Below are 13100 nucleotides of genomic sequence, written 5' to 3'. Positions count from 1 at the left end.
ACATAGAAAGGAAAACACATGAAATTAGCAGTAATCAGTGATCTTCATGGGAATTATTATGCACTCTCGGAGGTGATGGAGTTTCTTCGCAGGCAGCAAATTGACGGTATCATCGGGCTGGGGGATTTTGTGACGGATGGGCCGTTTCCGCAGAGGATGATGGGGGTGCTCCGCGAAATGCAGGAGGAGTTTCCGTGCTATCTGGTGCGCGGCAACCGGGAGGAATATCTGCTTGAGAATCTCTGGCAGCCGCAGAACTGGAAGGCGGGTTCTTCGACGAGCGGGCTTCTGGATTACACGTTTCGGAATCTTACCGAGCAGGATCTAAAATTTTTTGAGCAGCTGCCGACAGACGGTGTTCTGATTGGAAAGCTGGATGAAGCCGGGAAACTGGTTCCCGTTTTTGTGCCGCAGGAAGAAGTTACACCGGACACCTGCCGTGAATCCCTTTTCCCGGCACTTCGGCTCTGCCACGGCGCACCTGGTGAAATCCGAGGGAATTTCGGGCTGCATCCGGAGCTCCTGCTTTCTCATCTGGAAAATCTCGATGCCTCCATCCTGCTTGGCGGCCACAGCCACAAGCAGGAACAGAAAGAATACGCAGGAAAAACGTATCTGAATCCAGGATCCCTTGGGCTTGCGCTTGATGATGTCGGCGGCCATGCGCACTTCGCAATTCTGACGTTGGAAAACAGCACATGGCAGATCGAATGTTTTCAGATCCCCTATGATCTCGAGGGCTATCTCGCCGAGTTCGACCGTGCCGAACTGGAAACCCACGGCAGTGTACTTGCCCGCTCCTTAAAGCGGACGCTGACCTGCGGTATCAATTACTTTTATCTCACGGTAAAACGGGTGCGGGAACTTGCGGATGCACTGGCGCTGACTGATCTTGACGAAGAGCTCTGGGAAAAAGCGGAACGGGAGCTGAAATAGATTTTTTGACAGAGGAACGTATTCCTATTACACTGCATAAGTGAAAAAACTCATTGGCTAAAACAGAAAAGCAGCTCGAAAGAAAGCAGGCTGTGCAACTGCACACAGCCTGCCTTCTTTTTTATCTTTTCTATTTCCTGCTTCTGCCTTACTTCGCAGCAATCACATCCTGCATATCATACATACCGGCTGGCTTTCCAGCCAGGAATTTTGCGGCCTCTACTGCACCTTTTCCAAAAACTCCCTTGGAATATGCTCTGTGGGACAGGGTAACAACCTCGTCCGGGCCTGCGAAGATGACGTCGTGATCTCCGACGATGGTGCCGCCGCGTACAGCAGAGATTCCGATTTCTTTCGGGTCACGCTGCTCGTGGCGCTGGCTTCTGTCGTATACGTAGTGGTACTGGTTGTCCATTGCCGCGTTCAGGCTGTCTGCCAGGGCGATGGCGGTTCCGCTTGGAGCGTCGCATTTCAGTTTGTGGTGTTTCTCCACGATCTCCATATCAAAGCCTGCTTCGGCAAGCACTTTTGCAGCTGCCTGTACCAGTTTCATCAGCGTATTCACACCAAGGGACATATTTGCAGAGCGGAGAACCGGGATTTCTTTGCTGGTCTCCTGCACTTTTTTGAGCTGATCCTCGGTGAGGCCTGTGGTGCAGAGGACGAGTGGAAGTTTTTTCTCCTTGCAGGCATCGAGCAGTGCGTCGGCTGCCTTGTAGGAAGAAAAGTCAACGACTACGTCTGCCGGAACATCGCATTCTGCCAGGCTTTTGAATACCGGATAATCGTTCTGGCCGTTGTCGTTCATATCGATTCCGGCTATGATTTCTGCATTTGCATCTTCTTTTACCAGGCCGGTGATGACCTGTCCCATATGGCCGTTGCAGCCATGCATAATAATTTTAACCATTGTCTTTTTCCTTCTTTACTTCGTGTATTCTTAACTTAAGCCAGTTTGATTCCAAAATCTTTCATAGCCTTTGCCAGGCGCTCCTGGTTCTGCGGCTCCATCTCGGTCAGCGGCAGACGAAGCGGTCCAACCTCTTTGCCCATCAGGTTCAGCGCTGCTTTTACCGGAATCGGGTTTACTTCGCAGAACAGCGCATCGATGAGCGGCAGTGCTCTCAGCTGGATTTCTCTGGATCCGGCCACATCGCCGTCGAGGAATTTCTGTACCATGTCGTGGGTCTCACGCGGTGCTACGTTGGAAAGAACGGAGATTACACCGCTTCCGCCAAGGGAAAGGATCGGCACAACCTGATCGTCGTTTCCGGAGTACAGATCGATCTTTCCATCGGTCAGCTGCATAATTTTTGCGACCTGGGAAATGTTTCCGGAAGCCTCTTTGACTGCAACGATATTCTCAACGTTGTTGAACAGATAGACGATCGTTTCCGGTGCAATGTTTACGCCGGTTCTGCCCTGAATGTTGTAAAGGATGACCGGCACTTTGACGCTGTCTGCGATTGCGGTAAAGTGTGCAATCAGGCCCTTCTGTGTTGCTTTATTGTAATACGGAGAAACGAGAAGAAGTCCGTCCACGCCGTATTTTTCTGCTTCCTGAGACAGATAAATTGCTGTCTCCGTGCTGTTGGAGCCGGTTCCTGCAATTACCGGGATTCTGTGATTTACTTTTTCCACGGTATATTTGATGGCATCCAGATGCTCCTCATGGGACAGGGTCGAAGCCTCACCGGTGGTTCCGCAGATAACGATGGCGTCGGTTCCGCCGGCGATCTGCTCCTCAATCAGTTCTCCGAGTTTTTCGTAATTCACTTCCTGTGTTTCGGTCATCGGTGTGATAATTGCAACAGCTGCACCTTTAAAAATAGACATTCTCTTTTCCTCCTGTATGTTGTGTCAGATAAAACCATAAGAAATCAGTCGCCGGAGCTTATCTCCCACGGAAAATTTCACTTTCCGTTAAAAAAAGAGGCGCCTCATCCCAGATAAGATCGCCTCCAAATTCACACATACGCAGTATCTATGATCAGATAGCTCTCCATCTCTCGATGACAGTCGCAGATTTTTTCAACCTGCGCCCAGGAGCATACCGGTTCAGCGCCGGATGTCCTTCGGCATTCTTCCCTTTTCCTCTTCTTCTTTTGCTGCTGAGGCATCCGAAAAGGTACTCTTGAAGTAATGCGACCTCTATCCACTTCAGTTCTGCTTTTACTATAGCATCATTAAATTTTCTTGTCAACAGCGGATCGCGCTTTAACTCTCACTATATTCCAGCTTGCTCACCGAAACCTCATATGCGGTCCGCTTTTCCATTTCCGTCTCGCTCAGCCGCTTCATATATTCCCGGCTCTGGATCCGTCCCCAGATGAGAACGTGGCCGCCCACGGCAAACGCAGAGGCATACCGCGCATTCCGTCCCCAGCAGATGCACGGGATATAATCTGATTTTCCATACGGACGGTTGACCGCGATCAGAAGGTCGGCGATCTCTCTTCCCAGAGGTGTTTTCCGGTAGACCGGCGGTTTACATATGTATCCATCGAGGTAAATCTGGTTGGATTTGACGGAATCGTCCTCTTCCTCCACGAAGCTTAATTCCCGCGCAAATACGGAGAGTACCAGACGGTTCTTCTTCTCCTCGTGGCGGTTGTAGGACCGGAACTGACCGCTGATGCAGATCCACTCACCCTGGTAATCCTGTGATACATCCACCAGCCGCTCGGAGACCATCACCGGAATGATGTCCTGCGATTCACTCAACCGCTTGACCATCACATCGACGAGGTAAAAGCCCTCTCCGAATACCTGATGGCTGAATGTAAACGGGGAGACAATCTCTCCCATGATAACCACCTGATTGTTTTCAATCATCTTGTCTGCCATAATGAAAATCCCCTTCCTTTGTCTTTTCTTTCTGAATATTGATTTCTGATCGGTACTTTGCTGATCTATAATCCTAATGTATGAACCACATTTCTTTTTCAGAACCACTTTTTTCCAGATTTTTTTATTTCTATTCAAATCAGCATTCTGCCCAATTTTTTGTATATGTTTCTGTAAAAACCGCACCACATGCTTCGTATTTTCTACCATTGCAATACAAAAAATGTCACATCTTCCCTGTTTTTTTTCTCTGTTCTGTGCTATAATAGTTCAGATAGGCAGGCATCCAGCAGAGACAAAACGGCAAGGCACCTGCCTTTGTGCTGTGATAAACATTCCCGGCCGGCTTGAAATTTTGAAAAATTGAACCCGGCAGGGTCAACCCATAGGAAGAGGAATGAAGAAATGAAAACAACGAGAGAAGATGTAAGAAACGTTGCCATCATCGCCCATGTCGATCATGGTAAAACTACACTGGTAGACGAGCTTCTGAAACAGAGCGGCGTTTTCCGTGCCAATCAGGAGGTTCAGGAACGTGTCATGGACTCGAACGATATCGAGCGTGAGCGTGGAATCACCATTCTTTCCAAAAATACAGCAGTTTACTACAAAGGAACGAAAATCAACATCATCGACACCCCAGGCCATGCGGACTTCGGCGGCGAGGTTGAGCGAGTTCTGAAAATGGTAGACGGCGTTATTCTGGTTGTAGACGCATTCGAGGGCGCTATGCCGCAGACCAAATTCGTGCTGAAAAAAGCACTCGAGCTGGATCTGTCCGTTATCGTCTGCATCAACAAGATCGACCGCCCGGAAGCACGCCCGGATGAAGTTATCGACGAAGTGCTCGAGCTTCTGATGGACCTCGATGCATCTGACGAACAGCTTGACTGTCCGTTTCTGTACGCATCCGCAAAGATGGGTCATGCGGTACTCGATCTGAACGATACCCCGAAGGATATGACTCCTCTGTTCGAGACCATCCTGAAATACATCCCGGCTCCGACCGGCGATCCGGAAGCTGGCACACAGCTTCTGATCAGTACCATCGACTACAACGAATACGTTGGACGTATCGGTGTCGGCAAAGTTGAAAACGGAACGATCCGCGTGAACCAGGACGTTATGCTGGTCAACCACCACGATCTGACCAAGAAGAAAAAAGTAAAGGTCAGCAAACTGTATGAATTTGACGGACTGAAAAAAGTAGAGGTTACTGAGGCAGGCATCGGTTCTATCGTTGCTGTTTCCGGTATCCCGGATATCCACATCGGAGATACTCTCTGCGGCGATCTGGACAACCCGGTTTCCATCCCGTTCCAGAAAATCTCCGAGCCGACTATTTCCATGAACTTCATCGTAAACGACAGCCCGCTGGCCGGTAAAGAAGGTAAATACGTAACTTCCCGCCACCTGCGTGACCGTCTGATGCGTGAGCTGAACACTGACGTTTCTCTCCGCGTCGAGGAGACTGATTCCGCAGACTGCTTCAAGGTTTCCGGCCGTGGTGAGCTGCATCTGTCCGTCCTGATCGAAAACATGCGCCGTGAGGGATATGAGTTCGCAGTAAGTAAGGCAGAGGTTATCTACAAAGAGGACGAGCGCGGACGCAAACTCGAGCCAATGGAAATCGCATACGTTGACGTTCCGGACGAGTTCTCCGGTACTGTCATCCAGCTCCTCAGCGAGCGTAAAGGCGAGCTTCACGGCATGAGCCGCGCAAGCGATGGTTCCACCCGTCTGGAGTTCGAAATCCCGGCACGAGGCCTGATTGGTTTCCGTGGAATCTTCATGACCTCCACCAAAGGAACTGGTATCCTGAACACCGAGTTTGAAGATTACGCACCGTACAAGGGCGACATTGAATACCGCAAACAGGGTTCCCTGATTGCTTTCGAGGCAGGCGAGTCCGTTACCTACGGTCTGTACTCCGCACAGGAGCGCGGTACTCTGTTCATCGGACCTGGCGAGAAGGTTTACGCCGGTATGGTTATCGGACAGAACGGTAAGGCTGAGGATATCGAGCTGAACGTCTGCAAGACGAAGCACCTGACCAACACCCGTACTTCTTCTTCCGACGAGGCACTGCGTCTGACTCCGCCGAGAATCCTTTCCCTGGAGCAGGCTCTGGACTTCATCGACAAGGACGAGCTTCTTGAGGTTACTCCGGTTTCCTTACGTATCCGTAAGAAAGAGCTGGATTCCAGACTTCGTAAGAGAGCGGCAATGAAATAAATTTTCATAAAATGACATAAGAACCGCCGGTTCACTCTTGATTTGAGAGTAAACCGGCGGTTCTTTGTCGTTTTTCTATTCTGTTTTCTATTCGTTTGTCGTTCCGCCATGGAAGCCGTAATACGTCTCTCCCGCTGCAAGATCCACGCCGTTTGCCGCTGCAAGAGTATGAATCGTGACAAGCTCATACCCGCGGTTGATCAGCTCCGGCACGATCGTTGCACACGATTCTACGGTCGTCTCGTGGATATCATGCATCAGGATAATGTCTCCCGGGCTTACACTGTCGAGAACGGCGCTGATGTTTGCCTGTACATTTTTTGTCTGCCAGTCCAGGGTATCGACATCCCACATGATGCTCGGGCGGCCGATAGATGCGAGCAGTTCATCGGTGCTGTTTCCATACGGGAAACGGATGACAGTTGCACCCTGTCCGTTGTTGTACTGGGCGATCAGATCATCCGTCATCTGGAACTGGGCAAGGCCGTCGTCGGTGCTCAGTTCTTTCATATTCGGATGCGCATAGGAGTGGTTTCCAAGCTCACAGCCGATCGCCGCCATGCGCGGGATCACATCTGCACCGTATTTTTCCACATTGCTGCCGAGCATAAAGAACGTCGCCTGTGCCCCGTACTGCTCCAGCGTATCGAGAAGCGTGCTGGTATAGACGCCTGGGCCGTCATCAAAGGTCAGGGCTACCATCATCGAGCCGTTGCGGTCTGGCTGGTAAACACCCTGGTCATCAAAGTAACAGCCTTTTCCGCCGATCGCTTTCCAGCCGGTCGCCATGTAACCATTGGAATCAAAATGGTACTGGTTTCCGTCGATATCTGCCCAGCCGTTGACGTAGTACGTTGTGGCATCCGTTGCGTACCACCAGCCCGACGAGCTGTACTGCCATCCCGGCGTCTCATTCGGCGGCGTGGTCTCCGCAAGCTTCTTAATTCCCGCATTTCCCGATCCGTCCTCCGCCTCCGGCGCCGTCTCGCTCACCGTCTTTGCGGCTGTGTCATTACTCAGTACAATTCCTTTTTTCGCAAGCTGCGCTCCCGCAAATTTCCAGATAAGCGCAAGAAAAAGAAGGCCGACCACCACACCCAGGGAAATCCGTGATACCTTCTGCATCATCTGTCTGCGGCGCATCTGCTTTCTTCTCTGTTTTAATGATTTTCTATCCATATGATCTGTTTATACTCCATCGTCCCGCCCCTTTGCGGAACTTTCTTCCATCGTAACACAAACGTTTTTCGACATTTTTCTACTTACTATCATAACGTGATCTGACCTAAGATGCAAGGCACAAATTCTTACATTTTTCCACTTCTGGTAAATTAATGTTTATCGTTTCTTAACATCTTGTCACAAAAAAAGAGTGACTCTGCACCCATGGTAAAAGCGGATACAAAATCACTCTTTGTCACTCTCTTTTAAAAAACCTGGTTTCTTTCTGGTGCTTTGCCACCAAATCACAGGTCTTCCACCTGTCCAGCCTGATTATCCTCTCTGCTTAAGAGTAACTGCAAAGTTTTAACGTTGCCAGAACAACGGAAGCAAACACCTTATGCCTCATGTCCTATTTTAGTCAGGAAATCGCTGCCCATCACCCATTTTTCGTTTTCCAGCGTCACAACGGACTCGAGTTTCCAGGTGACGGTCTCTATTTTGGTTTTGCGGAAGAAATGGAGGAAACGGGTTCGTCGCTCGATCGCAGCGGTCACGTTGGTTTCGATCTTCATCTGGTTGGATTCGTTGGTTACGGTTGTGGAGACGCTGCTCACAGTGATGCTGGTGATTCCGGTGTTGGTGTCGCTGTTCAGGTAGGCATCGCAGAGCTGCTGGTACTGTTCTTTGGCGGTTTTCTGTACGGCGGTGTCGGCGGAAAATTCATTTTTGATGGTGCTGAAGGATTTTCCGGCGGCTGCGGCTGTGAATACCTTGTCCAGGGACTCTTCTGCGCGGTCGGCGATGGTTTTGCCGGTGGAATCGTTGAGTTTTAAATCCGGCAGGAATTCCATGCTGCTGTTGTCCTGCACGAGGACGATCTCGCGGTATGGGTCTTTCTGTTTTTCGGTCAGTTCAATGGTGTGGCCGCCGAGGAAGAGATACGGGATTTTGTAGATGCTGACGTTATCTGCCGTCTCTTTTAAATACTTTTTCCCGACCTGCACGCCGTCCAGATAGAACGAGGCATCCGCCGGGACGGTGATTTCGACATCCGTCACGCAGCTGTCTTTCGGCACAACGTACCACTCTTTGAAGTTCCATTTTACGGTATCCCCGGCGGCGATCTCCAATGTTTCTTCCTGCGAGTCGCTCATGCCTTTTAACGTGTACCGCACAGTATAAATCCTGTTTTCCCCGGTCTCAAGATTCTGTTTTCTGCGCATGAAAAAGCTCTTGATCTCCGGTGTTTCCTGCCCGTCAGTGCCGTCCTGTTTTGCTTTCCAGGTCATTGCATTGACGTAGTTCTTCCGCGACAGAAACGTGCTGTCCGGGAACTGGCATACATCGTACGCGCTGTTCCAGTCTCCTGCCAGGCATGCTTCCACGTAATTCCGTCCTGCCGCCTGCGGCGCATACAGATACGCGCCTGCCATAAAAAATACGGCGCACAGAATCAGAAACAGACTGAGATTCACGATCAGAATCCGCAGACTCATCGGCAGATCACGAAATTTTGCCGCCCGTATTTTCACAGAAAGCTCCGTCGTCTCTTCTCCGTCTTTTTCCACATGGCGGAATCTTTTTCCTTTTCTTTTCCACTTCTGGAGCATAGTTTACCTCATCTTTTCCTCTTATTTAGACTGTTCTTTCACCGCATACGTATGCACCCGGTCGCTCTTCTGGCTGTATGCCTCTCCCTCGGAATAATACTCCTCCGATGTCGTGGAAAAACGCGTAATCGTCTCTTTCACACGCTCTCCCGCCGTTTGCTGGTGGAGAAACAGCGCTGCAATCATCAGAATCACAAATATATCCAGAATCAGTACCGCCGCATTTGCCACGATGCCAGGTAATTTTTTTATCCACATAGGCTTCCCTCTTTTCTGTCTCCATTGTAACAAAATGCTCCCGAAAACACAAGGAAAGCAGAGACCCCGGCGAACCGAAAATTCTCTGCTTTTCACAAATGACATATTTATTTTTTAACCTTGTTTCAATCCACAGTCGGTAATTTCACAGAGTCTGACATGTCAGCAGAATGCTGACTGTGGTTTGCCTCATGTCAGTGGGGGATACCGATTTCTCTCCGCCCGCCACTGCCGTTAACTTTCTTATTTGCAATTCATCTCACCACCTATAGAGGTGGGAGAATCCTTGCTATTATTTGTTGAAGGGTTTACTCCTCGGTATCATCCTTTGACGGAATCATTTCCTCAAAGTCGAAGTCGAGCATCGGCTCTTCCTCTTCAGCTGACGGCTCTTCAACCGGAGCTTCTGCCATCGGAGCTGCCGGAGCATCGTCCTCAAGATCTTCGGTCAGAATCAGATCCTCGTCCTCTTCTTCCTCGATCATGCTGTCGGTATTCAGATGAATGTTGCTGTAGCACTTCATACCGGTACCGGCCGGGATCGGTTTACCGATGATAACGTTCTCTTTCAGGCCTACCAGATGGTCAACCTTACCCTTGATAGCAGCGTCGGTCAGAACCTTGGTGGTCTCCTGGAAGGATGCTGCGGACAGGAAGGAATCGGATGCCAGGGATGCTTTGGTGATACCAAGCAGTACCTGTTTTCCTTCTGCCGGCTCTTTGCCTTCTGCGATCAGAGCTTTGTTGGTCTCGTCGTAATCCAGGAAGTCTACCATGTCGCCCGGAAGGAATTCGGTATCTCCGTTCTCCTCGATGCGGATCTTCTTCAGCATCTGGCGAACGATAACCTCGATATGCTTATCGTTGATTTCTACACCCTGCAGACGGTAAACTCGCTGTACCTCGCGGATCATGTAATCCTGAACGGCACGTACACCTTTGATCTTCAGGATATCATGCGGGTTGACAGAACCCTCGGTCAGCTCGTCTCCGGCTTCCAGAACTGTTCCGTCTGCGATCTTAATACGGGATCCGTAAGGGATCAGGTATGTCTTGGATACGCCGTCTTCCGGATTGGTAACAACGATTTCGCGTTTCTTCTTGGTGTCTTTGATCTGTGCAACACCGGCGATTTCGGTGATGATGGCAAGTCCTTTCGGCTTTCTTGCCTCGAAAAGCTCCTCGACACGAGGAAGACCCTGTGTGATATCTCCACCGGCAACACCACCGGTATGGAAGGTACGCATGGTCAGCTGTGTACCAGGCTCACCGATCGACTGTGCTGCGATAATTCCGACAGACTCACCAACCTGTACTGCCTCGCCGGTTGCCATGTTGGCACCATAGCATTTTGCGCAGATTCCGTTACCGGAACGGCAGGTAAGAATGGTACGGATTTTTACTTTTGTATAATGCTCACCGTTCTCGTTGATGCCGTCTTTGATGACACGGGCAGCACGTTTCGGGGTGATCATATGGTTTGCTTTTACAATGACGTTGCCGTCCTTGTCTTTGATCGTCTCGCAGGAGAAACGGCCTGTGATACGATCCTGCAGACTCTCGATCTGCTCTTTTCCGTCTGTGAACTCGCTGACCCACATACCCGGAATTTCGTCCTTGCCCTCGGCACAGTCGATTTCACGGATGATCAGGTCCTGAGAAACGTCTACCAGACGACGGGTCAGGTAACCAGAGTCGGCGGTACGAAGCGCGGTATCGGACATACCTTTTCGTGCTCCATGTGCGGACATGAAGTATTCCAGTACCTGAAGACCTTCACGGAAGTTTGACTTGATCGGCAGCTCGATGGTGTGTCCGGTTGTATCGGCCATCAGTCCTCGCATACCGGCCAGCTGTTTGATCTGCTTATCGGAACCACGGGCTCCGGAGTCAGCCATCATGAAGATGTTATTGTATTTATCCAGTCCGTCGAGCAATGCTTTTGTCAGCGCATCGTCGGTCTTCTTCCAGGTATCTACAACCTCTTTGTAACGCTCTTCGTCTGTAATCAGACCACGTTTGAAGTTTCTTGTAATCTTGTCTACCGTTGCCTGTGCTTCGGCGAGCATCTCCGGCTTCTGCGGCGGCACGGTCATATCGGAAATGGATACGGTCATGGCTGCACGGGTGGAGTATTTATATCCGGTTGCCTTGATATAGTCCAGAACCTCTGCGGTTTTGGTAGCTCCGTGTGTATTGATGACTTTTTCCAGAATCTGTTTCAGCTGTTTCTTTGCAACGAGGAAATCAACCTCAAGCGCAAGCTCGTTACCCGGAACCGTACGGTCTACGTATCCCAGATCCTGCGGCAGAATCTCATTGAAGAGGAATCTTCCGAGTGTGGAGCTTACGTTCTGCTGCATTACAGTACCATCTTCCATCTCTTTTTCGCAGCGGATGGTAATCTTGGTCTGCAGGGTAATGTATCCGTTCTCGTATGCCAGGATGGCTTCGTTCATATCGCGGAAGAAGCTTCCTTCGCCCTTCTCGCCCGGACGCTCCTGTGTCAGATAGTAGATACCAAGAACCATATCCTGGGAAGGAACGGCTACCGGACCACCATCGGACGGTTTCAGCAGGTTGTTCGGAGAAAGAAGCATGAAACGGCACTCTGCCTGCGCTTCTACAGACAGCGGCAGATGGACAGCCATCTGGTCACCGTCGAAGTCGGCGTTGAATGCGGTACAAACCAGCGGGTGCAGCTTAATCGCTTTACCTTCTACCAGAATCGGCTCGAACGCCTGGATACCCAGACGATGCAGGGTAGGGGCACGGTTCAGCATAACCGGATGCTCTTTGATGACGTCCTCGAGAACGTCCCATACCTGCGGCTCGAGTTTCTCGACCATTTTCTTTGCATTTTTGATGTTATGTGCAGTGCCGTTGGAAACCAGCTCTTTCATAACGAACGGTTTAAACAGCTCGATTGCCATTTCTTTCGGCAGACCGCACTGGTAAATCTTCAGTTCCGGTCCTACGACGATAACAGAACGGCCGGAGTAGTCAACACGTTTACCAAGAAGGTTCTGACGGAAACGGCCGGATTTACCTTTCAGCATGTCGGACAGAGATTTCAGAGGACGGTTTCCAGGACCGGTTACCGGACGGCCGCGGCGGCCGTTGTCGATCAGGGCATCAACTGCCTCCTGGAGCATACGTTTCTCGTTGCGCACGATGATATCCGGTGCACCGAGCTCCAGCAGTCTCTTCAGACGATTGTTACGGTTGATGATACGGCGATACAGATCATTCAGGTCGGATGTTGCAAAACGTCCTCCGTCAAGCTGTACCATAGGACGCAGATCCGGCGGAATAACCGGAACCGCATCAAGAATCATCCACTCCGGACGGTTTCCGGACTCACGGAATGCCTCAACAACCTCAAGTCTCTTGATGATGCGGGCTCTCTTCTGTCCGGTAGAATCTTTAAGACCTGCCTTTAATTCAGCAGACTCTTTTTCCAGATCGATTGCCATCAGAAGCTCTTTGATGGATTCCGCACCCATACCTGCACGGAAGCTGTTTCCGAACTCCTCTCTGGCATCCTGGTATTCTTTCTCGGTCAGAACCTGTTTGTACTGTAATTTGGTATCGCCTGCATCAAGAACGATGTAGTTTGCGAAATACAGAACCTTTTCCAGAGTTCTCGGAGACAGATCCAGGAGCAGTCCCATACGGGACGGAATTCCTTTGAAATACCAGATGTGGGATACCGGAGCTGCCAGCTCAATGTGTCCCATACGCTCACGGCGCACACTGGATTTTGTTACTTCTACGCCGCATCGGTCGCAGATTACGCCTTTGTAGCGAATTTTCTTATATTTACCGCAATGGCACTCCCAGTCTTTGCTTGGTCCGAAGATTCTTTCACAGAACAGACCGTCTTTTTCCGGTTTCAGCGTTCTGTAGTTGATAGTCTCCGGTTTTTTTACCTCGCCATGGGACCACTCCCGGATTTTCTCCGGGGAGGCAAGTCCTATTTTGATGGCATCAAAGCTCATCTGGTAATTTTCTTTTTTTGCTGTTTCTGGCATTTGATTACCCCTTTCC

The 13100-nt window shown here is 50.3% G+C and carries 9 protein-coding genes and 1 riboswitch; of the genes, 2 read left to right on the top strand and 7 right to left on the bottom strand.

Features of this window, described 5'->3' with window-relative positions; genetic code table 11:
* The first annotated feature begins 18 nt into the window (after positions 1-18).
* On the top strand, positions 19-936 hold the full coding sequence (locus tag DXD02_RS08355; protein WP_117510457.1) for a metallophosphoesterase family protein: 918 nt from the start codon (positions 19-21) through the stop codon (positions 934-936).
* A gap of 148 nt (positions 937-1084) precedes the next feature.
* On the opposite strand, the gene dapB is transcribed toward DXD02_RS08355, so the two are convergent.
* The 3 genes from dapB to DXD02_RS08340 form a co-directional block, all read right to left on the bottom strand.
* The gene (dapB, locus tag DXD02_RS08350) at positions 1085-1846 is read right to left on the bottom strand and encodes a 4-hydroxy-tetrahydrodipicolinate reductase (RefSeq protein ID WP_117510456.1); all 762 of its coding nucleotides are present in this window, start codon (positions 1844-1846) and stop codon (positions 1085-1087) included.
* A 35-nt stretch (positions 1847-1881) separates the two neighbouring features.
* Positions 1882-2772 (bottom strand): 4-hydroxy-tetrahydrodipicolinate synthase, encoded by an 891-nt coding sequence (gene dapA / locus DXD02_RS08345; RefSeq protein ID WP_022461866.1) that lies wholly within the window; start codon positions 2770-2772, stop codon positions 1882-1884.
* Positions 2773-2923: 151 nt separating this feature from the next.
* Positions 2924-3098: riboswitch (Lysine riboswitch) on the bottom strand.
* Between the two features lie 55 nt (positions 3099-3153).
* Positions 3154-3783 carry a single-stranded DNA-binding protein gene (locus DXD02_RS08340; protein WP_055220802.1) on the bottom strand — a complete coding sequence of 210 codons (630 nt, stop codon included), beginning with the start codon at positions 3781-3783 and terminating at the stop codon, positions 3154-3156.
* 405 nt (positions 3784-4188) lie between these two features.
* On the opposite strand from DXD02_RS08340, the gene typA reads away from it, so the two are divergent.
* Positions 4189-6018, top strand: coding sequence for a translational GTPase TypA (gene typA / locus DXD02_RS08335; protein ID WP_055220803.1), 1830 nt, complete (start codon positions 4189-4191; stop codon positions 6016-6018).
* Positions 6019-6105: 87 nt separating this feature from the next.
* Here the strand turns inward: typA and DXD02_RS08330 are convergent, their stop codons facing one another.
* The 4 genes from DXD02_RS08330 to rpoC all read right to left on the bottom strand — a co-directional run bounded on the left by DXD02_RS08330 (position 6106) and on the right by rpoC (position 13084).
* A complete protein-coding gene (locus tag DXD02_RS08330; RefSeq protein ID WP_117804632.1) occupies positions 6106-7197 on the bottom strand; it encodes a polysaccharide deacetylase family protein in 1092 nt (363 codons plus the stop codon).
* A 380-nt stretch (positions 7198-7577) separates the two neighbouring features.
* Complete coding sequence (locus DXD02_RS08325; protein ID WP_117761432.1) at positions 7578-8792, bottom strand: hypothetical protein; 1215 nt, start codon at positions 8790-8792, stop codon at positions 7578-7580.
* A gap of 21 nt (positions 8793-8813) precedes the next feature.
* Positions 8814-9050, bottom strand: coding sequence for a hypothetical protein (locus DXD02_RS08320; protein ID WP_055266947.1), 237 nt, complete (start codon positions 9048-9050; stop codon positions 8814-8816).
* Positions 9051-9358: 308 nt separating this feature from the next.
* Positions 9359-13084: a DNA-directed RNA polymerase subunit beta' gene (rpoC, locus tag DXD02_RS08315; protein WP_117761433.1), complete on the bottom strand. Its 3726-nt coding sequence runs from the start codon at positions 13082-13084 to the stop codon at positions 9359-9361.
* Positions 13085-13100 lie beyond the last annotated feature (16 nt).

Origin of the sequence: Blautia sp. TF10-30 (assembly GCF_003481245.1) — a bacterium.
Lineage (GTDB): Bacteria > Bacillota > Clostridia > Lachnospirales > Lachnospiraceae > Fusicatenibacter > Fusicatenibacter saccharivorans.
The sequence above is the reverse complement of the archived record's forward strand: the minus strand, read 5'-3'. Positions and strand labels throughout refer to the sequence as shown.